Below are 20,376 nucleotides of genomic sequence, written 5' to 3'. Positions count from 1 at the left end.
AGCTCGCCCTACAGCGCGACGCTGCGCAGGCCGAAGCTGCGGGCTTCGTTCTGCAGCACCGGCCGCACCGCGTCGATCAGGCGCGCGGCAGCGGCATCGACGCTCATTCCTGCCGTGTCCACGACCGCTGTGGCGCGCGAATACAGCGGCTCGCGGCTGAGCAGGATGTTGCGCAGCTCCGCCATTGCGGAGCGATCATCCGCCATCGGGCGCAGATCGCCCTGGCGGCGGACGCGCGCCATGTGCTCCTCGGGCTCGGCCTTCAGCCAGATCGTGTAGAACGAGGTCAGGACCTGGTCGAAGGTCAGGGGCTCGGACACGATGCCGCCGCCGGTTGCCAGCACCATCAGCTCGTTGCGTGCGAGCAGCTGTTGCAGCGCCGCCTGCTCCATGCGGCGAAAGCCTTCCTGGCCGTAGAGCGCGATGATCTCGGCGACCGAGAGGCCGTTCTGCTGCTCGACCTCCTTGTTGAGCTCGACGAAGCTCCAGCCGATCTTCTTCGCCAGGATCTTGCCGAGCGTGGACTTGCCGGCGCCGCGCAGGCCGATCAGGGCGATGCCGCAGAATGGCGCGCGCCGCGGCGCGGAGGTGCTGCCGCCGGCGAGCAAATCCTTGGCCTGTGCGATCTGCGCCGGGGTCGCCTTGCGCAAGAGGTCGCGAAACATCTGCCAGTCCGGCGTCGGATCGGCCGAGGGGAGCAAATCTTCGAGGTGCGCGCCCATCGCGTCCGAGACGCGGCGCAGCAGCACGATGGAGACATTGCCTTTGCCGCTTTCGAGCTGCGCGATGTAGCGCTCCGAAATCCCCGATACCTTGGCGAGCACCTTGCGCGACATGCCGCGCAATGCGCGCATGGTGCGCACGCGCTGGCCGAGTTGTTCAAGAAATCGGGATTCGGCGTCGGGACTTTCGGTCATGATCCTTCTTTACGGGTGTCCTGCGGCGCGGTTTAATGAAACATAATGCCTGCTGGCATTGACAGCAAGTCGCCGCAGTGTCTTTCTATGAATTATAATTCTAAATTCGGGGGAGATGTCCGTGAGCGAGGGATCCTACAACGCGGTGACCTGGCTGCTCGACCGTAATGTCGAGGAAGGCCGCGCCGGCAAGCTCGCCTTCGACGACACGGTCTCGCGGCTCAGCTATGGCGAGCTCTCGCGCGAGACCCGGCGCGCCGCCAACATGCTGCGCCGGCTTGGCGTCCGCCGCGAGGAGCGCGTGGCGATGATCATGCTGGATACGATCGATTTCCCGGTCGTGTTCCTGGGCGCGATCCGCGCCGGCATCGTGCCGGTGCCGCTCAACACGCTGCTGACGGCGGACCAGTACGCCTACATCCTCGCCGACTGCCGCGCGCGCGTGCTGTTCGTGTCCGAAGCGCTCTATCCGGTCATCAAGGACGTCGTCGGCCGCATGCCCGATCTCGAGCATGTCGTGGTCTCCGGCGCCAAGCAGAACGGCCACAAGCAGCTCGCCGAGGAGCTCTCAGGTGAGAGCGACCAGTTCACCACTGCCGCGACGCACCCGGACGAGCCGGCATTCTGGCTGTACTCGTCCGGCTCGACCGGCATGCCCAAGGGCGTGCGCCATCTGCACTCGAATTTGCAGGCGACCGCCGACACCTACGCGAAGCAGGTGCTCGGCATTCGCGAGAGCGATGTCTGCCTGTCAGCGGCAAAATTGTTCTTCGCCTACGGTCTCGGCAATGCGCTGACCTTCCCGATGTCGGTCGGCGCCAGCGTCATCCTCAACAGCGAGCGTCCGACGCCGGCCCGCATGTTCGATCTAATGAACCGCTACAATCCCTCGATCTTCTACGGCGTGCCGACGCTGTTCGCGGCGATGCTCAACGACGAGACGATGAAAAGCGAGCGCTGTGGCAAGGCGTTGCGCATCTGCACCTCGGCCGGCGAGGCGCTGCCGGAATCGGTCGGCAACAGCTGGAAGGCGCGCTTCGGCGTCGACATTCTCGACGGCGTGGGCTCGACCGAGCTCTTGCACATTTTTCTCTCGAACGCGCCCGGCGACATCAAATACGGCTCCTCCGGCAAACCGGTGCCGGGCTACGCAGTGCGTCTCGTCAACGAGGCCGGGCAGGACGTTGCCGACGGCGAGGTCGGCGAACTCCTGGTCGACGCGCCCTCCGCAGGCGAAGGCTACTGGAATCAGCGGCACAAGAGCCGCCGCACGTTCGAGGGACCGTGGACGCGAACCGGCGACAAATATGTCAGGGACGCCGAGGGCCGCTACACCTTCTGCGGCCGCGCCGACGACATGTTCAAGGTCTCCGGCATCTGGGTCTCACCGTTCGAGGTCGAGAGCGCGCTGATCACGCATCCGGCCGTGCTGGAAGCCGCCGTCGTGCCCGAGGCCGATCCGGAAGGGCTGCTGAAGCCGAAGGCCTTCGTCGTGCTGCGGCCGGGCGTGACGACGAGCAATCTCCAGGAAATGCTGAAGGAGCACGTCAAGCAGAAGATCGGCCCATGGAAATATCCGCGCTGGATCGACGTGGTGGACTCGCTGCCGAAGACGGCGACGGGCAAGATCCAGCGGTTCAAGCTGCGGGAAGGGGCGCATTGATGGTGCAGGCGGTGGACTCGCTTGCTTACCCTCCCCTTGCAGGCAGGGCAATCGCATATGGATTTCACGGGGATTGTCCGCTGGCTTGCTCCGCCTCTCCCGCTTGCGGGAGAGGCCGACGCGCTCGCAGAGCGCGGCGGGTGAGGGCTCTCGCCACGCAGGGACGTCCTCAGTTAATCTCAATAATCCCAGCGCGGAGACACCCTCTCCCCAACCCTCCCCCGCAAGCGGGGGAGGGAGCCTAGTGCCGATGCCGCCGCACCGTGCGTACCATATGCGATTGCCCTGCCCGCAAGCGGGGGAGGGTGCAGACGGAGCGAACAGGAAGAAGACCATGACCAACCTCACCCCCACCGGTTTCCTCAGCATCGATGGCGCCAGCCTCGAATACAAATGGCTCGCGCCGCAGGCCGCCGACGCGCCGACTATCGTCATGCTCCATGAAGGCCTCGGCTCTGTTGGCCTCTGGGGCGACTTTCCGGAAAAGCTGCAGCAGGCCACCGGCGCCGGCATCTTCGCCTATTCGCGCGCGGGTTACGGCCAGTCCAGTCCAGTCGCGCTGCCGCGGCCGCTCGACTACATGCAGCGCGAGGCGCTGGACGTGCTGCCGAAGCTGCTCGATGCGATCGGCTTCAAGCGTGGCCTCCTGCTCGGCCATTCCGACGGTGCCTCGATCGCGACGATCTATGCCGGGACGCATCAGGATCATCGCCTGAACGGTCTTGTGCTGATCGCGCCGCATTTCATCGTCGAGGACATCTCGATCAAATCCATCGCCGCGATCAAGACGATGTTTGAGACCACGGACCTGAAGGCAAAGCTGGCGCGCTGGCACAAGGACGTCGACAACGCCTTCTACGGCTGGAACGCCGCCTGGCTCGATCCGAAGTTCCGCGACTGGGACATCTCGGAATACCTGGCCTATATCCGCGTCCCCATCATGGTCCTGCAAGGCGCCGACGACCAATATGGCACCCTGCGTCAGGTCGAGATCGCGCAGGAAGAATGCTACTGCCCGGTCGATCCGAAGATCATTCCAGGCGCGGGACATTCTCCGCATCGTGAAGCGCCCGGGCCGACGCTCGAAGCGATCGAGCAGTTCGCAAGGGCGGCCCTGCGCGACGATGAGGGCCTGCAAGGACCTGCCGCGTGATGGCGGCCGAGAATGAGTGACATGAAACAAAGTGCATGCTATGGGTATTGAGGGCTAGACGCATCCGAAAATATGCACTATTGTGCATCTAACGCTCAAGCCAAAACGCATAATCAAGCTCAGGGATGACCCATGGCCGGGGAAGATCGGCGCCTCGCAGGCGGCGCGACATTCATCGATTTCCAGACCGAACCGTCCCGCTACAAGCATTGGAAGCTGGCGGTCGAGGGCGACGTTGCGACCCTGACCATGGACGTCGACGAGAACGGCGGCCTGTTCGAGGGCTACCTGCTCAAGCTCAACTCTTACGATCTCGGCGTCGACATCGAGCTTGCCGATGCGGTTCAGCGGCTTCGCTTCGAGCATCCCGAGGTCAAGGTCGTGGTGATGCGCTCGGCCAAGAACCGCGTGTTCTGCGCCGGCGCCAATATCCGCATGCTGGCGGGCTCGACCCATGCTCACAAGGTCAATTTCTGCAAGTTCACCAACGAGACCCGCAACGGCATGGAAGATTCCTCGGAGAATTCCGGCCAGCGCTTCATCACCGTGGTGAACGGCTCGGCCGCCGGCGGCGGCTATGAGCTGGCGCTTGCGACCGATCACATCATCCTCGCCGATGACGGCTCGTCCGCCGTTGCGCTGCCCGAGGTGCCGCTGCTCGCGGTGCTGCCCGGCACCGGTGGTCTCACGCGCGTGGTCGACAAGCGCAAGGTGCGCCGCGACCACGCCGATTTCTTCTGCACCATCGAGGAGGGTGTGAAGGGCAAGCGCGCGGTGCAATGGCGCCTCGTCGACGAGATCGCGCCGAATTCCAAGCTGGAAGCCAAGATCGCCGAGCGTGCCAGGGAATTCGCGGCAGCCTCAAAACGCTCCGGCAGCGGCAAGGGCATCGCACTGACGCCGCTCGATCGCGTGATCGATGAGACCGGCATCCGTTACGGCTTCGTCACCGTCGACATCGATCGCACGGCCCGCATCGCCACCATCTCGATCAAGGCACCGGAGGCCGCGCGGCCTGCCGACATCGACGGCATGATGGCGCAGGGCGCGTCGTTCTGGCCGCTCCAGGTTGCGCGCGAGCTCGACGACGCCATCCTGCATCTGCGCATCAACGAGCTCGAGATCGCGATGCTGGTGTTCAAGAGCCACGGCGATCGGGCCCATGTGCTCGCTTGCGATGCCTTCCTCGAAGCCAACAAGGCGCACTGGCTGGTCAACGAAATCCGCCACTACTGGAAGCGCGTGCTCAAGCGCATCGACGTCACGTCGCGCACACTGGTGACGCTGGTCGAGCCCGGCTCCTGCTTTGCCGGCACGCTGGCCGAGCTCGTGTTTGCCGCCGACCGCTCCTACATGCTGATCGGCACGCGGCAGGGTGACAACCGCCCGCCGCCGTCGATCGAGCTTTCCGCGATGAATTTCGGACCCTACCCGATGAGCCATGGGCTGACCCGGCTACAGTCGCGCTTCCAGGCCGACCCCTCCGATGTCGAGCGCGCGGAAGCAACGCTCGGCACCAGCCTCGACGCCGAGCAGGCCGAGGAGCTCGGCCTCGTCACCTTCGCGCTCGACGACATCGACTGGGACGACGAGGTCCGCGTGTTCCTCGAGGAGCGCGCCAGCTTCTCGCCCGACAGCCTCACTGGCATGGAAGCGAGCCTGCGCTTCGTCGGCCCCGAGACGATGGAATCAAAGATCTTCGCGCGCCTCACCGCCTGGCAGAACTGGATCTTCCAGCGCCCCAATGCGGTCGGCGAGGAGGGCGCGCTGCGCCGCTACGGCAGCGGCCAGAAGCCGAAATTCGATATGACGCGGGTGTAGCGAATAGGGAGTGGCGAATAGCGAATAGGGATTTTCATTCGCTACTCGCCATTCGCCATTCGCGCGAAACGATCAGGTTCAACACGGGAGAGCTCCCAATGAATATGAACATCATGAACGTCGACTACTCGACCAAGATTCCGAACAACGTCAATCTCGCTGAAGACCGCCAGGTGCTGAAGGCGCTGGAAGGCTGGCATCCCGGCTACATGGATTGGTGGAGCGACATGGGGCCGGAAGGTTTCCAGGAATCGCTGGTTTACTTGCGCACCGCGTACTCGGTCGATCCGCGCGGCTGGGCCAAGTTCGATTACGTCCGCATGCCCGAATATCGCTGGGGCATTCTCCTTGCGCCGCAGGAAGAGAACCGCGTCGTGCCGTTCGGTGAGCACTACGGCGAGCCGGCCTGGCAGGAAGTCCCGGGCGAGCATCGCGCCATGCTGCGCCGCCTGATCGTGATCCAGGGCGACACCGAACCGGCCTCGGTCGAGCAGCAACGCCATCTCGGCAAGACCGCGCCCTCGCTCTACGACATGCGCAACCTGTTCCAGGTCAATGTCGAGGAAGGCCGTCACCTCTGGGCGATGGTCTACCTGCTGCAGAAATATTTCGGCCGCGATGGCCGCGAGGAGGCCGACGATCTGCTGCGCCGCCGCTCCGGCGATGCCGACGCACCGCGCATGCTGGGGGCCTTCAACGAGGCAACGCCCGACTGGCTGTCCTTCTTCATGTTCACCTATTTCACCGACCGCGACGGCAAGATGCAGCTGCACTCGCTCGCGCAGTCCGGCTTCGATCCGCTGTCGCGCACCTGCCGCTTCATGCTGACCGAGGAAGCGCACCACATGTTCGTCGGCGAGACCGGCATCACCCGCGTCGTGCAGCGCACCTGCGATGCGATGAAGGCCGCCGGCATCGCCGACCCGACCGACATTGCCAAGGTCCGCGCACTCGGGGTGATCGATCTGCCGACCATCCAGAAGAAGCTGAACCTGCACTACACGCTGTCGCTCGACCTGTTCGGCTCGGAGGTCTCGACCAACGCGGCCAACGCCTTCAACGCCGGCATCAAGGGTCGCTATCACGAGACCCAGATCGACGACGATCACCAGCTCAAGAACGCCACCTATCCGGTGCTGAAGTTCATCGACGGCGAGATCAAGCTGGTCGACGAGCCGGCGCTGACCGCGCTCAACATGCGCCTGCGCGACGATTACAGCCAGGATTGCGTCAAGGGCATGCTGCGCTGGAACAAGGTGATCTCGACCGCCGGCTACGACTTCAAGCTGACCCTGCCCAACGTCGCCTTCCACCGCCACATCGGCGAGTTCAAGGATGTTCACGCGACTCCCGACGGCATCCTGATCGACGATGCCACCTGGGCCAGGCGCAAGGACGAGTGGCTGCCCTCGGCCAGCGACGGCGATTTCATCACCTCGCTGATGCAGCCCGTCACCGAGACCGGCCAGTACGCCTCCTGGATCTCGCCGCCCAAGGTCGGCATCGACAACAAGCCGGGCGATTTCGAGTATGTGAAGATCGAGTCGTAAGCATCGGGAGCCGACGCTCCCGCAACACAAACGGTATCACCACCCGCATAAGCGGGTGGTCCTGAGGCGGTCTCGTGGCGTCAGAGAAGCCGCGGCGTACAGCGCATGTGATGTGAGGGGAGAGGTCCCAGGCCGACGGTGTCTTGCCCGACGGGTCAACATCATCGCAGCTGCAAATGTCCTTTCCGCGCGGCCTAAAAAACCCTTATTGATCAAGGGGCATTCTACTGTGCATGGGGTTGTTTTCGACATTTTAGTCTGGAGCCCCACTGCGCGCGGCGAGGGATCATTCGATCAATCACTATCCCACCCGCTGCCCTTGATCCCCGGGTTGGCGTAGACGATCCCGCCATCGACCGCGATGGTCGCGCCCACCACGTAGTCGCCCGCGCGCGAGGCGAGATAGATCGCAGCGCCCGCCATGTCCTCGTCGGTGCCGATGCGGCCTGCAGGCACGCGCGTTGCGACCTCGTCGCCATGGTCGCGCGCGGCACGGTTCATGTCGGACTGGAACGGGCCCGGCGCGATGGCCGTGACCACGACATGGTCGGAGATCAGCTTCACCGCCATGCGGCGGGTCAAATGGATCAGCCCGGCCTTGCTCGCGGCGTAGGAATAGGTCTCCATCGGATTGACGAAGATGCCGTCGATCGAGGCGATGTTGATCACCTTCGCCGGACGCTCGGCGCTTGCTGCCGCGCGCAGGGGGCCGGCCAGCGCCTTGGTCAGGAAGAACGGCGCCTTGACGTTGAGGTTCATCACCTTGTCCCAGCCGCTCTCCGGAAATTCGTCGAACGCCGCGCCCCAGGCCGCGCCCGCATTGTTCACGAGGATGTCGAGCCTGGGCTCGCGCTTCCTGAACTCGCTGGCCAGAAGTTCGGCGCCGGCGAGCGTCGAGATGTCGATCGGCAGCGCGATGCATTCGCCGTCATATTGCGCGGTGAGCGCCTTGGCGGTCTCCTCGCACGGCCCAGCCTTGCGCGCGGTGATATAGACCTTCGCCGCGCCGGCGCTCAGAAACCCCGCGGCGATCATCCTGCCGATGCCGCGCGAGCCGCCGGTCACCAGCGCGATACGGCCTTTGAGCGAGAACAGATCGTTGAACATGGTGCCTCCCTTGGTTGGGAAGCTGTGTGAGCCGGGGGAGGGGTGGGAGTCAAGGAATGTGCCCCGGCTCGCCGCGTGGCGCGACAGCCGAGAGACGGGGCCTACGCCGCCGCGATCCGGCGAAAGCCGTTCCACATCGCGGTCGCGGCGCCCGAGGTCAGCACCGGCAGGATGCGCGCGTCCTGGTAGTTGCCATTGAGCGAGACGCGGGGCAGCGCGGTCATGTGGCCGGCATTCTCCGCGAACAGCATGCCGGGCCGTGTCGTCACCGCGGTCTTGAAGCCGGCGGATGCCGCAAGGGCGAACTCGCGCTCGGCCGCGGCCTCCCGATCGCCATAGGGATAGGCGAGGTGCAGCACGGGGCGCTCCAACACCCGCTCGATTCGCGCGCGGCTCGCGGCCATCTCCTGCGCGGCGATGTCTTCCGCCTGCTTGGCGAGGTTGCAATGGCTGACGCTATGCGCGCCGATCGTGACCAGCGGATCGGCGGCAAATGTCCTCACCTCGGCCCAGGACAGGCACAGGCTGCGGCACAGCGCTTCCATGTCGACGTCGTACGTCGCGCAGAGCGCTTCGACTTCGCGCTTGAGGTCGTGCTCGCCCGGCAGCGCGCGCAGCCAGTCGTGCAGGCGATCGAACGCCGCCTGTTTGGCGGCAGGCGTCGTCGCATCGAGCCGCAGCGCGGAGTTGCCGATCCTGACGTCGATCTGCTCGGTTTTGGCGATCACGGCCTCCAGCGCCGTCCACCACAATCGTCCGGTGCCCTCGGCAAAATCGCTGGCGACATAGACCGCCAGAGGCGCGTCAAATTCGCGCAGCACCGGCAGGGCATAGTCCAGATTGTCGCGATAGCCGTCGTCGAGGGTGAAGGCGGCGAAGCGGCGGCCGAACCGGCCCTGCACCAGCCGCTCATGCAGCTCGTCCATGCTGACGATGTCGATGTCGCGCGAGCGCAAATGGCACAGCGTCGCCCGCAGGAATTCGGGCGTGACTTCGAGATGCCGGTTCGGCTGGAACGCAGCCTCGCGGGCGGGCCGCACATGGTGCAGCATGAAGATGGCGCCGACACCCGACAAAAGCGGGCGCAGCAGGTGGTGCGCTCCGCTGAAATAGAGTGCTCCCAGCCCGGCGCGGATGACGTTGTTACGCAATTGTTTCATGACGGCTGGGGGGACTCTGGCATTCCGCCCTCAACTTACGGAAGAACCCTTGAAGAAAAAGTTATTCTGATTGTCCACGCGGGGTCCTTGGATCGGCAGCATTTCCGGTTTGACAGCCTGCCAAGGGTTTGTTTTGTCTCCGTTTCCAGAGTTCGGGTCGTCGAATGCAGAAGCTTTTCAGGTGGGCCAGCAAATGGTGGCCAGGGCTGATCCCCCTGGCCGTCATGTGGGGATTTGCGGCCTGGAATAATACCTTACCGGTCGAGGCCGATCTGTCGGCGCGCAGCTCGGCGGCGCTGAAGGATACCGTTCTGGACAAGACACGGATCTTGGTCGATGGCCGCGACGTCGGCTTGGCCGCAGACGCCTTCTCCGAGGAGGGGCGCCGCGACGCCGTGATGGCGGTCGAGACGGTCCCCGGCGTCCGCCTGGTCGACGATCGGACCCGTCTTGTTCCCGAAGCCAAGCCCTTCGTCTGGACCGCCGAGCGCGACGTGGTGCGGGTGACTCTGTCGGGCTCCGCGCCCCTGCCGTCGATGAAGGCCCGGCTGACCGAGGCCGCCCGCAAGGAGGTCGGCGGCGTCGAGGTGGCCGACCAGATGGGGCTGGCGCGCGGCGCGCCGCCGCGCTTCGAGGCTGCCGCGATGCTGTTGCTGGATCAGATCGGCAAGCTCAAGGACGGCAAGATCACGATAACCGACACCAAGGTCAATCTGTCGGGCATGGCGCGCGAGCTCGGCGGCCGCGAGGCGATCGCGGCCGCGCTGAAGAACCTGCCCGAGGGCTTCTCGATTGCCGCCAACGAGATCAAGGCGCCGCCCTACATCTTCCAGGCCTACAAGGATCCGGTGGCCGCGACGGTGACGCTGACCGGCTATGTTCCCGACAACAACGTCCATGCGGCGATCGCCACCAGCGCCGCGCGAAAGTTTTTCACCGAGAAGGTCGTCGACAACCTCAAGGCCAGCATCGGGGCACCCGGCTCCTTCAGCACGGCCGTGGTCCCAGCGCTCGGCGCGCTGTCGCGGCTGTCGACCGGCACGCTTGTCGTCTCCGACCGCGAGGTGAAGCTGTCGGGCGATGCGCTCTACGAGGGCGCCGCCAACGATATCCGCGCAGGGCTCGGCAAGGACTTCCCGAAAAACTGGCAATACAAGCCGGAGATCACGGTGAAGCCTGCGGCAGGCCCGGTCGACGGCACTGTGTGCCAGCAATTGTTCTCGGAGCTTCTGACCAAGGGCAAGATCCGTTTCGCGACCAGGCGTGCGGACATCGAACCCGACTCCGCCGGCATCCTCGATCGTCTCATCGAGACGGCGCTGCGCTGCCCCACCACCAATATCGAGATCGCCGGGCATACCGACGCCGACGGCGAGAATTCCTTCAACCAGGCTCTCTCGGAAAAGCGCGCGCAGGCGGTGATCGACTATCTGGTCAAGGCCGGCCTGCCCGCCAGCCGCTTCACAGCGGTTGGCCATGGCAGCACGCAGCCGCTCGCCGGCAACGACACCGATGAAGGCAAGGCCCAGAACCGCCGTATCGAATTTCTCGTGAGGTGACGATGCCCTATCTCGTCTCGTTCCATCTGGGCTGGCTGATCGGCTCGCTGCTGCTGGGCTTCTGCATGGGCTGGATCTCGGTGGTCCAGCGCGGCAACGGCACCTCGAAGGTGACGGCGCGCTGGCTCGCCGCGCTCGCCGCCGCGCTGGTCGCGGCCTCGCTCGCCCATGTGGTCCCCGGCCGCTTCGGCTACTGGCTCGATCTCGGCCTGATCATGTTCGCCTGCTACCTCGTCGGCTGCACCGTCGGTGCGTGGCTGCGCGACCGCGTGGTCTCGCGCACCGCGCCACCGGCCGCTCTGTGATGTTGCTGCGCACCCTCACTGAAGGGACGGGGGGCGCGTCCGCCGCGGCCTTCCGGCGCGTCAGAACGCGTCAACTGGCCGCTTCGATCCTCCTCTTTCAACAGCCAGGCCTGCCCCATAGATTGATGTCGGCTTAAGGCGTGACGGAACATTGTGCGGCCGAAATCATCAAAACTTCATGGCGTCCGCGCAGGATTGCCATGGAGATTCGCGTCAAGCCTTGCCGCCGAAAGCGCCAAATCGTGCATCAGGAGCCGTAACCCTGCCTAAAATATTGAAGGCACGTGTTTTTGTTCGGATTGGCGAATTCCACTCCGCCCGAAAACGCGCTAGTGGAGGGGCAGGGGGTATGCGCGATGCCGGAGCCGACGGCGAGGGTTCGCTAGGTGCCTGTGCGTCGTCCGCCTGTCCGCCGGCCACCCTGGCCGCCGAAGCGTTGTTCGAGGTCTAGATGCTGGAAGCCATACGCAGGGCGATGTCGTTTCTGCGCCAGAAGCAAGTCCTGCATAAGCTTGGAGTTGTGATCAGCATCGCGGTCATCGGCATCGCTTGCTACGTGCTCTACCACATGCTCCGAGGCATCGATTTCAACGAGGTCCTCGAGGCGATCAAGAGCACCGAGCCGAGCCAGATTGCGATGGCGGCGCTGTTCGTCGCTGCGGGCTATTTCACCCTGACGTTCTACGACCTTTTCGCCACGCGCGCGATCGGCCATGCCCATGTGCCCTATCGCATCAATGCGCTCGCGGCCTTCACCAGCTATTCGATCGGCCACAATGTCGGCGCCAGCGTCTTCACCGGCGGCGCGGTGCGCTACCGCATCTATTCGGCCTATGGGCTGAATGCGATCGACGTCGCAAAGATCTGCTTCCTCGCCGGCCTGACTTTCTGGCTGGGCAATGCCGCCGTGCTCGGCCTCGGCATCGCCTATCACCCGGAGGCTGCCGCCTCGATCGACCAGCTTCCGCCCTGGCTGAACCGGACGCTGGCGCTGATGATCATCGTGGCGCTGATCGGCTACGTGGTCTGGGTCTGGACCCAGCCGCGGGTGGTCGGCCGCGGCCCCTGGACCGTGGTGCTGCCGGGCGGCCCGCTGACGCTGCTTCAGATCGCGATCGGCATCGTCGATCTCGGCTTCTGCGCGCTGGCGATGTATGTCCTGGTGCCGGACGAGCCCCATGTCGGCTTCGTCGTGGTCGCGGTGATCTTCGTCTCGGCCACCCTGCTCGGCTTTGCCAGCCATTCCCCGGGGGGGCTCGGCGTGTTCGACGCCGCCATGCTGGTCGGCCTCTGGCAGATGGACCGGGAGGAGCTTCTGGGCGGCATGCTGCTGTTCCGCGTCCTCTATTATCTGTCTCCCTTCGTCCTATCTGTAATCTTGCTGACGCTTCGCGAAGTTATCATCGGCGCGCGATCGAAGCGCTTGCATCAGGCGGCGCTCAAGCTGGACCCCGGCCCGGCGCGTGAAGCCGCCTATGTGCGAGAGCGTAGCGACAGCGGCGCCTGACCGGTGCCAGGTCTGTAGGACAAGTCCCCCAGGAGAAGCCCGCCCCGATGGCGATCGACGCCCCATCTTCTCCCCCCGCCCAGCCCTGGTCCGACCGGCTGCGGCACTCGACCATCATCCTGATCGCCGCGGCGCTGGCGCTGTCCGTCGTGGTCTCGCTCGGCGAATTGTCCGCACTGCACGCCGCGATTGTGTTCCTCTGCATCGCGGTGGCTGCCCTGATCCCGTGGCGGCTGCACGATCCCGCCGCCTCACGCGATGATGTCAGGCGGATCAACCCGGTCGAGAGCGCGGCGGTGGCTGCGGTGGTCGCCGGCATGCCGGATCCGGCGGTGCTGCTCGACCGCGCCGGCCGCGTCATCCATCTCAACGCCGCGGCCGCCCAGCTCGCGCCGGCGCTGCGCAGGAACGAGCTCGCCCAGTTCGCGCTGCGCTCGCCGGAGATCATCACGGCGCTGCGCGAGGCGATCGCCACCACCGAGCCGCGGCGCGCGACCTATCTCGACCATGTTCCGGTCGATCGCTGGATGGAGCTCATGATCACGCCGGTTCCGGTGCCGACCAGCTTCGGCGGCGCCGACAAATGCATGCTGATGACCTTCCACGACCAGACCCCGCTGCGCCGGGTCGAGGAGATGCGCGCCGACTTCGTCGCCAATGCCAGCCACGAGCTGCGCACCCCGCTGGCCGCGCTGTCGGGCTTCATCGACACGCTCCAGGGCCAGGCCAAGGACGATCCCAAGGCGCGCGAGCGCTTCCTCGGTATCATGCACAACCAGGCCACGCGCATGGCGCGCCTGATCGACGATCTGCTGTCGCTGTCGCGGGTCGAGCTGTCGGCCCATGTCCGGCCCGACACCCTGGTCGACCTCATACCGATCATCCGCCAGGTCGCCGACGGGCTCGAGCCGCTGGCCCGCGAGCGCCAGGTCGAGGTGGCGATCGATCTGCCGGAGCTGCCGGTGATGATCGCGGGGGACCGCGAGGAACTGCTCCGCCTGTTCGAGAACCTGATCGAGAACGCGCTCAAATACGGCGCCTCCGGCGGACGCGTCATCGTGTCGCTGACATCAAGTGTCGCCACTGATGGAACTCCGGAAATCCGGGTCCTGGTTCGCGATTTCGGCCCCGGCATCGCGCCCGAGCACCTGCCGCGGCTGACCGAGCGCTTCTACCGGGTGGACGTCGGCGACAGCCGCTCGCAAGGCGGGACCGGGCTCGGATTATCGTTGGTGAAACATATTCTTAACCGTCATCGCGGCCGGCTTCTGATCGAGAGCGTGCCCAGGCAGGGCGCCACTTTCACGGCGTGTTTTCCCCAGGCGAAGGTTTCGGCTTCGGCCTAAAAATCAAGCGAATTCAATCGTTTGGTCGCGTCATCCAACTGTCATGAAACCTTCGTAAAAGCACAGCCGACCGCTCCTAAACGGGCGGCGCGGGGAGCGCGATCGGGCGCGGATGGCGCTTCGCTCCCCTGTATGGAGACCAGCATGAATTTCCTCAAAACTATGGTCGCTGCTGGCTTGGTCGCCGCATCGACGACGGCAGCCTTTGCGGCCGACATCACCGGCGCCGGCGCGACGTTCCCGTTCCCGATCTATTCCAAGTGGGCTGACGCCTACAAAAAGGAGACCGGCAACGGTCTGAACTACCAGTCGATCGGCTCCGGCGGCGGCATCAAGCAGATCCAGGCCAAGACCGTGACCTTCGGCGCCACCGATGCGCCGCTCAAGGCCGAGCAGCTCGAGAAGGACGGCCTCGTCCAATGGCCGATGGTGATGGGCGCCATCGTCCCCGTCGTCAACCTCGAGGGTGTGAAGCCCGGCGAACTGGTGTTCGACGGCGAGACCCTGGCCGCCATCTATCTCGGCAAGATCACCAAGTGGGATGATGCCGCGATCAAGAAGCTCAATCCGAACGTGAAGCTGCCGCCGGAAGCCATCACCGTGGTCCGCCGCTCGGACGGCTCCGGCACCACCTTCAACTTCACCAACTACCTCTCCAAGGCCAGCGCGGACTGGAAGAGCAAGGTCGGCGAGGGCACCGCGGTCGAGTGGCCGGTCGGCGTCGGCGCCAAGGGCAACGAAGGCGTGTCGGGCAACATCGGCCAGACCAAGAACTCGATCGGCTATGTCGAGTACGCCTATGCGAAGCAGAACAAGCTGACCTACACCGGCCTCGTCAACAAGGCGGGCAAGACGGTGCAGCCGACCGTCGAAGCCTTCCAGGCGGCCGCCTCCAACGCCGATTGGGCCAAGGCTCCCGGCTACTACGTCATCCTGACCGAGCAGCCGGGCGAGAAGTCCTGGCCGATCACGGCGGCGACCTTCATCCTCATGCACAAGGATGCCACCGACAAGGCGGCTTCGCAGGAAGCCATCAAGTTCTTCCGCTGGGCGTTCAAGAAGGGCGACAAGCTGGCTGAAGAGCTCGACTACATCCCGATGCCGGACAGCGTCGTCCAGCTGATCGAGAAGACCTGGGCAGCCGATATCAAGAGCTAAGGCGCTCTTCTGTTCCGGAAGACGGTGCGGCGCGAAGACCGCACCGTCGCTCGGACCCCGCGAACGACCGTCCTCCGGACCAATCTCGCGATCCGCGAGCGTCCGGAGCACGAGACCACCGACTTAGAATTCGACTTAGAAAACGATATCATTCAGTAACAGGGGATCGGCGTGGCAGAAATGGCTGTCGAGAGCAACGTGATTGATGCTGCCGGACCTTATGACCGCGCCAAGGCGTTGAGCGCGTTCAAGCTGGGTGACGTCACCTTCTACTGGATCACGCGACTTTCCGCGATCTCGGTGCTGCTCATTCTCGGCGGCATCATCCTTTCGCTGATCGTGGGCGCCTTCCCGGCGATCAAGGAATACGGCCTGTCGTTCCTGTGGACGCAGCGCTGGGCCCCTTCGGCCGATCCGCCCGTGCTCGGCGCGCTCGGGCCGATGTACGGCACGCTCGTCACCTCCTTCATCGCGATGCTGATCGCCATTCCCGTCGGTCTCGGCATTGCGATCTTCCTCACCGAGCTTTGTCCGCAATGGCTGCGCCGCCCGATCGGCATGGCGATCGAGCTGCTCGCCGGCATTCCCTCGATCATCTACGGCATGTGGGGCTTCTTCGTGCTGGGCCCGTTCCTGGCCAACACGTTCCAGCCCACCATGATCAAGATCTTCGACGGCGTTCCTGTGCTGGGCGCGATCTTCGCCGGTCCCCCGTCCTATCTCAGCCTGTTCAATGCCGCGCTGATCCTCGCCATCATGGTGCTGCCCTTCATCACCTCGATCTCGGTCGACGTGTTCAAGACGGTGCCGCCCGTGCTGAAGGAAGCCGCCTACGGCGTCGGCTGCACCACGTGGGAAGTCGTGCGCAGCGTGGTGATCCCCTATACCCGCGTCGGCATCATCGGCGGCGTCATGCTGGCGCTGGGCCGCGCGCTCGGCGAGACGATGGCCGTGACCTTCATCATCGGCAATTCGTTCCGCATTTCTTCATCGATTTTCGCCCCGGGCACCACGATCTCGGCAGCGATCGCATCCGAGTTCGCCGAGAGCGACGGCTTGCACCAGTCCGGCCTGATCCTGCTCGGCCTGCTCCTGTTCGTGCTGACGTTCTTCGTGCTCGCGGCGGCGCGGCTGATGCTGATGCGCCTGGAAACCAAGGCCGGAAAGTGAAGCCATGAACCCGATCTATTCGCGCCGCCGCCGCTGGGACATCGTCATCCGCGGCCTCTGCATCGCAGCCGCCGCCTTCGGCGTCACCTGGCTCGCGCTGATCCTGATCACGCTGCTCTACAACGGTCTGGCCGGGCTCAACCTTCAGGTCTTCGCCGCAGACACGCCGCCGCCCGGATCGAGCGAGGGCGGCCTGCGCAACGCCATCGTCGGCTCGCTGATCATGACCGCGATCGGCGTCGGTATCGGCGCGCCGCTCGGCATGTTCGCCGGAACCTATCTTGCCGAATACGGCCGCAACGACAAGCTGACCTCGGTCATCCGTTTCATCAACGACATCCTGCTCTCGGCGCCCTCGATCATCATCGGCCTGTTCATCTACGGTGCGGTCGTGGTGCCGATGCGAGGCTTCTCGGCCATCGCTGGCGCGCTGGCGCTCGCCGTGATCGTGATCCCGGTCGTGGTGCGCACCACGGAGGACATGCTGCTGCTGGTGCCGAACCCGCTGCGTGAAGCCGCCAGCGCGCTCGGCCTGCCGCGTTCGCTGGTGATCAAGCGCATCGCCTACCGTGCGGCGCGCTCCGGCCTCATCACCGGCGTGCTGCTCGCCACCGCCCGCGTCGCCGGCGAGACCGCACCGCTGCTGTTCACCGCGCTGTCCAACCAGTTCTTCAGCCTGAGCCTGGACAAGACGATGGCCAACCTGCCGGTGACCATCAACAACTTCGTGCAGAGCCCCTACGCCTACTGGAAGCAACTCGCCTGGAGCGGGGCGCTGCTGATCACCCTGACTGTGCTTGCCCTGAACATTGGCGCCCGCATCCTTGGTGCCGAGAGGACCGCAAAATGAGTGAAATGTCTATTTCCGTAAGCGCGCCGACCGTTCATCCCGGCTCGCAGCCGCTGCCCGAGGCGCCTGCCAAGGTCACCGCGCGCAACCTCAATTTCTACTACGGTGAGCACCATGCGCTGAAGAACATCAATCTGGCGCTCGGCACCAATCGCGTCACGGCCTTCATCGGCCCGTCCGGCTGCGGCAAGTCGACCCTGCTGCGCATCTTCAACCGGATGTACGACCTCTATCCGGGCCAGCGCGCCACCGGCCAGCTGTTGCTCGACCACACCAACATCCTCGACCCCAAGCTCGACCTCAATCTGCTGCGCGCCCGGGTCGGCATGGTGTTCCAGAAGCCGACCCCGTTCCCGATGACGATCTACGAGAACATCGCCTTCGGCATCCGCCTCTACGAGAAGATCTCGAAGTCCGAGATGGACGGTCGCGTGGAGAAGGCGCTGCGCGGCGGTGCGCTGTGGAACGAGGTCAAGGACAAGCTCAACGCCTCCGGCCTGTCGCTCTCCGGCGGCCAGCAGCAGCGCCTCTGCATTGCCCGCACCGTCGCGGTGCGGCCCGAGGTGATCCTGTTCGACGAGCCGTGCTCGGCGCTCGACCCGATCTCGACCGCCAAGGTCGAGGAGCTGATCCAGGAATTGTCCGAGAACTACACGATCGCGATCGTCACCCATAACATGCAGCAGGCGGCGCGCGTCTCCGACAAGACCGCCTTCATGTATCTCGGCGAGTTGATCGAGTTCGACGACACCAGCAAGATATTCACGTCGCCGAGCGACCGGCGCACGCAGGATTACATCACCGGCCGGTTCGGCTGAGGAGACGGAACATGGGTTCTGAACATACCGCAAAGGCTTTCGATACCGACCTCCAGGAACTCACGCGCCTGGTCGCCGAGATGGGCGGCATCGCCGAGCGCATGATCGTCGATTCCGTCGACGCGCTGATCCGCCGCGACGTCACGCTCGGTCAGCGCGTCGTCGCCACCGACGCCGAACTCGACACGCTGCAGAAGCGCATCGAGGAGCGCGCCGTGCTCACCATCGCCCGCCGCCAGCCGATGGCCGTTGATCTGCGCGAGATCGTCGGGGCCATGCGCGTCGCGACCGATCTCGAGCGCATCGGCGATCTCGCCAAGAACATGGGCAAGCGCGTCGCAGCGCTGGAGACGGATTTTCATCCGCTGAAACTGTTCCGCGGCCTGGAACACATGACTGACCTCGTGCAGCAGCAGGTCAAGTCGGTGCTGGACGCCTATGCCGCGCACGATCTGCCGGCAGCGATGGCGGTGTGGAAGGGCGACGAGGAAGTCGACGCCATCTGCACCTCGCTGTTCCGCGAACTCCTCACCTACATGATGGAGGATCCGCGCAACATCTCGTTCTGCATCCATTTGATGTTCTGTGCCAAGAACATCGAGCGGATCGGCGACCACGCCACCAACATCGCCGAGACCGTGTTCTACATGATCGAGGGCCAGGCGATCACCGACAAGCGGCCGAAGGGCGACATGACGAACTTCGCCACGACGATCCCGAATACCTAAGGAGCGACGACAACATGGGCGCACGCATTATGGTGGTTGAGGACGAGGAAGCTCTCACCGAGCTTCTTCGCTACAACCTCGAAGGCGACGGCTATGACGTCGAGACGGTGATGCGCGGCGATGACGCCGACACCCGCCTCAAGGAGCACATTCCCGATCTGATCGTGCTCGACTGGATGCTGCCGGGCCTGTCGGGCATCGAGCTGTGCCGGCGGCTGCGCACCCGGCCCGAGACCAAGCAGCTGCCGATCATCATGCTCACCGCGCGCGGCGAGGAGAGCGAGCGGGTGCGGGGTCTTGCGACCGGCGCCGACGATTACATCGTCAAGCCGTTCTCGGTGCCGGAGCTGCTGGCCCGCGTGAAGGGTCTGCTCAGGCGCGCCAGCCCCGAGCGGCTCGCCACCGTGCTCGCCTATGGCGACATCGAGCTCGATCGCGACAAGCGCCGCGTGGCGCGTTCGGGCCGGCCGATCGATCTCGGCCCGACCGAATATCGTCTGCTGGAGTTCTTCCTGGAGCATCCCGGCCGTGTGTTCTCGCGCGAGCAGCTGCTCGACAGCGTCTGGGGCCGTGACATCTACATCGACGAGCGCACCGTCGACGTCCATATCGGCCGCCTGCGCAAGCTGCTCAATCTCGGCCGCGAGCAGGATCCGATCCGCACCGTCCGTGGCGCCGGCTATGCGCTGGACGATCGGTTTGCGAAGGCGGAGCAGGCGTAAGGTCGGGTGAGTTGTTTGCTGGCAGCTGTGGCCACAATCTCAGCTGTCGTCCCGGGGCGCGCGTAGCGCGAGCCCGGGATCCATAACCACAGGACCTGGTGTGGCGAAGACTCGGAGTGACCATCCCGCGCAACGATTGCGCCCTGTGGTTACGGATCCCCGCGTTCGCGGGGATGACACCGAGCAATTGGAGCCGTCATCGTGTGACGGCTGCGGTCTTGATCAGAGAATTCCGCGAGCTCAGCGCGTGCCCGGCTTCGCCGGTGCGCGGCGGCGATCCGCCGCCGGCTGATACGCCACGCGCGAATGCTGGGCGCAGTAGGGCAGGCCGGAGAGCGCCTTGCCGCCGCAGAAGAAGAAATCCGGGCTCGAGGGGTCGCCGACCGGCCAGTGGCAGGTCGCCTCGTTCAGCTCCAGCAGTGACAGCCGCTGGCTCATCGGCACCACATTGTCGTAGGTGACGGGTTCGGCCTCGACCTCGACCTCGAAGGCCTGCGCCAGCGCGGTGTTGCCGCGGGCGACGGGGCGGGTCACCCGCATCATGTGCTGCGCGGGCCGCGCCTTGCGCGGCCGGGGCGCTGCCGATGAAGGGCTCTTGGCGCGGCCGGACAAGCCGAGCCGGTGCACTTTGCCGATCACGGCATTGCGGGTCACATTGCCGAGCTCCGCCGCGATCTGGCTGGCCGAAAGTCCGGCCTCCCAGAGCTTTTTCAGCTGCTCGACGCGATCATCGGACCAGGTCAAAACCGTCATTGCACCCTTTCCCTCGCTGCGCGCCTGCCATCCTGGGGCCTTCGCAGCGATTGCCTAAGCCTTCAAAAACCCGTGCCGCCAGAATCCCT

General features: G+C 65.0%; 18 protein-coding genes. 14 read left to right on the top strand and 4 right to left on the bottom strand.

What is annotated here, in order from left to right; all coding sequences use genetic code 11:
• Positions 1–8: 8 nt before the first annotated feature.
• Positions 9–917: a helix-turn-helix transcriptional regulator gene (locus tag FJV43_RS14720; protein WP_239627978.1), complete on the bottom strand. Its 909-nt coding sequence runs from the start codon at positions 915–917 to the stop codon at positions 9–11.
• A 121-nt stretch (positions 918–1,038) separates the two neighbouring features.
• Between FJV43_RS14720 and FJV43_RS14715 the strand changes: the two genes are divergently transcribed.
• The 4 genes from FJV43_RS14715 to boxB all read left to right on the top strand — a co-directional run bounded on the left by FJV43_RS14715 (position 1,039) and on the right by boxB (position 7,104).
• Positions 1,039–2,580: a benzoate-CoA ligase family protein gene (locus tag FJV43_RS14715; RefSeq protein ID WP_239627977.1), complete on the top strand. Its 1,542-nt coding sequence runs from the start codon at positions 1,039–1,041 to the stop codon at positions 2,578–2,580.
• A 334-nt stretch (positions 2,581–2,914) separates the two neighbouring features.
• Entirely contained in the window at positions 2,915–3,733 is an 819-nt protein-coding gene (locus FJV43_RS14710; protein ID WP_239627976.1) for an alpha/beta hydrolase, read from the top strand.
• 132 nt (positions 3,734–3,865) lie between these two features.
• Entirely contained in the window at positions 3,866–5,554 is a 1,689-nt protein-coding gene (gene boxC / locus FJV43_RS14705) for a 2,3-epoxybenzoyl-CoA dihydrolase (protein WP_239627975.1), read from the top strand.
• A 98-nt stretch (positions 5,555–5,652) separates the two neighbouring features.
• Positions 5,653–7,104, top strand: coding sequence for a benzoyl-CoA 2,3-epoxidase subunit BoxB (boxB, locus tag FJV43_RS14700; protein ID WP_239627974.1), 1,452 nt, complete (start codon positions 5,653–5,655; stop codon positions 7,102–7,104).
• A gap of 294 nt (positions 7,105–7,398) precedes the next feature.
• Here the strand turns inward: boxB and FJV43_RS14695 are convergent, their stop codons facing one another.
• Both FJV43_RS14695 and FJV43_RS14690 read right to left on the bottom strand, forming a co-directional pair.
• A complete protein-coding gene (locus FJV43_RS14695) occupies positions 7,399–8,211 on the bottom strand; it encodes an SDR family oxidoreductase (RefSeq protein WP_239627973.1) in 813 nt (270 codons plus the stop codon).
• Positions 8,212–8,312: 101 nt separating this feature from the next.
• Positions 8,313–9,371, bottom strand: a complete 1,059-nt coding sequence (locus FJV43_RS14690) for a polysaccharide deacetylase family protein (protein WP_239627971.1) — start codon at positions 9,369–9,371, stop codon at positions 8,313–8,315.
• Between the two features lie 164 nt (positions 9,372–9,535).
• On the opposite strand from FJV43_RS14690, the gene FJV43_RS14685 reads away from it, so the two are divergent.
• The 10 genes from FJV43_RS14685 (at position 9,536) to phoB (ending at position 19,534) form a co-directional block, all read left to right on the top strand.
• Entirely contained in the window at positions 9,536–10,930 is a 1,395-nt protein-coding gene (locus FJV43_RS14685) for an OmpA family protein (protein ID WP_239627969.1), read from the top strand.
• Positions 10,931–10,932: 2 nt separating this feature from the next.
• Positions 10,933–11,235: a hypothetical protein gene (locus FJV43_RS14680; protein WP_239627967.1), complete on the top strand. Its 303-nt coding sequence runs from the start codon at positions 10,933–10,935 to the stop codon at positions 11,233–11,235.
• Between the two features lie 451 nt (positions 11,236–11,686).
• Positions 11,687–12,742, top strand: a complete 1,056-nt coding sequence (locus tag FJV43_RS14675; RefSeq protein WP_028179025.1) for a lysylphosphatidylglycerol synthase domain-containing protein — start codon at positions 11,687–11,689, stop codon at positions 12,740–12,742.
• Between the two features lie 47 nt (positions 12,743–12,789).
• On the top strand, positions 12,790–14,088 hold the full coding sequence (locus FJV43_RS14670; RefSeq protein ID WP_239627965.1) for an ATP-binding protein: 1,299 nt from the start codon (positions 12,790–12,792) through the stop codon (positions 14,086–14,088).
• Positions 14,089–14,232: 144 nt separating this feature from the next.
• Positions 14,233–15,246, top strand: coding sequence for a phosphate ABC transporter substrate-binding protein PstS (gene pstS / locus FJV43_RS14665; protein ID WP_239627964.1), 1,014 nt, complete (start codon positions 14,233–14,235; stop codon positions 15,244–15,246).
• 180 nt (positions 15,247–15,426) lie between these two features.
• On the top strand, positions 15,427–16,416 hold the full coding sequence (gene pstC / locus FJV43_RS14660; protein ID WP_239629428.1) for a phosphate ABC transporter permease subunit PstC: 990 nt from the start codon (positions 15,427–15,429) through the stop codon (positions 16,414–16,416).
• A 4-nt stretch (positions 16,417–16,420) separates the two neighbouring features.
• Entirely contained in the window at positions 16,421–17,266 is an 846-nt protein-coding gene (pstA, locus tag FJV43_RS14655; RefSeq protein ID WP_239627962.1) for a phosphate ABC transporter permease PstA, read from the top strand.
• A complete protein-coding gene (pstB, locus tag FJV43_RS14650; RefSeq protein WP_239627961.1) occupies positions 17,263–18,084 on the top strand; it encodes a phosphate ABC transporter ATP-binding protein PstB in 822 nt (273 codons plus the stop codon). Before pstA ends, pstB begins: the two co-directional genes overlap by 4 nt.
• A gap of 11 nt (positions 18,085–18,095) precedes the next feature.
• A complete protein-coding gene (gene phoU / locus FJV43_RS14645) occupies positions 18,096–18,812 on the top strand; it encodes a phosphate signaling complex protein PhoU (protein WP_239627959.1) in 717 nt (238 codons plus the stop codon).
• A 14-nt stretch (positions 18,813–18,826) separates the two neighbouring features.
• On the top strand, positions 18,827–19,534 hold the full coding sequence (phoB, locus tag FJV43_RS14640; RefSeq protein ID WP_014491300.1) for a phosphate regulon transcriptional regulator PhoB: 708 nt from the start codon (positions 18,827–18,829) through the stop codon (positions 19,532–19,534).
• A gap of 240 nt (positions 19,535–19,774) precedes the next feature.
• Here the strand turns inward: phoB and FJV43_RS14635 are convergent, their stop codons facing one another.
• Entirely contained in the window at positions 19,775–20,287 is a 513-nt protein-coding gene (locus tag FJV43_RS14635) for a GcrA family cell cycle regulator (protein WP_024337097.1), read from the bottom strand.
• Positions 20,288–20,376: the final 89 nt, after the last annotated feature.

Source organism: Bradyrhizobium sp. I71 (assembly GCF_022354745.1).
Classification (GTDB): Bacteria; Pseudomonadota; Alphaproteobacteria; order Rhizobiales; family Xanthobacteraceae; genus Bradyrhizobium; species Bradyrhizobium liaoningense.
Note: the sequence above shows the minus strand (reverse complement) of the source record. Positions and strands in the feature narration are given on the sequence as shown.

Excerpts from the sequence above, each read along its gene's own strand:
- FJV43_RS14720 (WP_239627978.1), bottom strand. The coding sequence starts at position 917 with ATGACCGAAAGTCCCGACGCCGAATCCCGATTTCTTGAACAACTCGGC.
- FJV43_RS14710 (WP_239627976.1), top strand. The coding sequence starts at position 2,915 with ATGACCAACCTCACCCCCACCGGTTTCCTCAGCATCGATGGCGCCAGC.
- boxC (WP_239627975.1), top strand. The coding sequence starts at position 3,866 with ATGGCCGGGGAAGATCGGCGCCTCGCAGGCGGCGCGACATTCATCGAT.
- boxB (WP_239627974.1), top strand. The coding sequence starts at position 5,653 with ATGAATATGAACATCATGAACGTCGACTACTCGACCAAGATTCCGAAC.
- FJV43_RS14695 (WP_239627973.1), bottom strand. The coding sequence starts at position 8,211 with ATGTTCAACGATCTGTTCTCGCTCAAAGGCCGTATCGCGCTGGTGACC.
- FJV43_RS14690 (WP_239627971.1), bottom strand. The coding sequence starts at position 9,371 with ATGAAACAATTGCGTAACAACGTCATCCGCGCCGGGCTGGGAGCACTC.
- FJV43_RS14685 (WP_239627969.1), top strand. The coding sequence starts at position 9,536 with ATGCAGAAGCTTTTCAGGTGGGCCAGCAAATGGTGGCCAGGGCTGATC.
- FJV43_RS14680 (WP_239627967.1), top strand. The coding sequence starts at position 10,933 with ATGCCCTATCTCGTCTCGTTCCATCTGGGCTGGCTGATCGGCTCGCTG.
- FJV43_RS14675 (WP_028179025.1), top strand. The coding sequence starts at position 11,687 with ATGCTGGAAGCCATACGCAGGGCGATGTCGTTTCTGCGCCAGAAGCAA.
- FJV43_RS14670 (WP_239627965.1), top strand. The coding sequence starts at position 12,790 with ATGGCGATCGACGCCCCATCTTCTCCCCCCGCCCAGCCCTGGTCCGAC.
- pstS (WP_239627964.1), top strand. The coding sequence starts at position 14,233 with ATGAATTTCCTCAAAACTATGGTCGCTGCTGGCTTGGTCGCCGCATCG.
- pstC (WP_239629428.1), top strand. The coding sequence starts at position 15,427 with ATGGCTGTCGAGAGCAACGTGATTGATGCTGCCGGACCTTATGACCGC.
- pstA (WP_239627962.1), top strand. The coding sequence starts at position 16,421 with ATGAACCCGATCTATTCGCGCCGCCGCCGCTGGGACATCGTCATCCGC.
- pstB (WP_239627961.1), top strand. The coding sequence starts at position 17,263 with ATGAGTGAAATGTCTATTTCCGTAAGCGCGCCGACCGTTCATCCCGGC.
- phoU (WP_239627959.1), top strand. The coding sequence starts at position 18,096 with ATGGGTTCTGAACATACCGCAAAGGCTTTCGATACCGACCTCCAGGAA.
- phoB (WP_014491300.1), top strand. The coding sequence starts at position 18,827 with ATGGGCGCACGCATTATGGTGGTTGAGGACGAGGAAGCTCTCACCGAG.
- FJV43_RS14635 (WP_024337097.1), bottom strand. The coding sequence starts at position 20,287 with ATGACGGTTTTGACCTGGTCCGATGATCGCGTCGAGCAGCTGAAAAAG.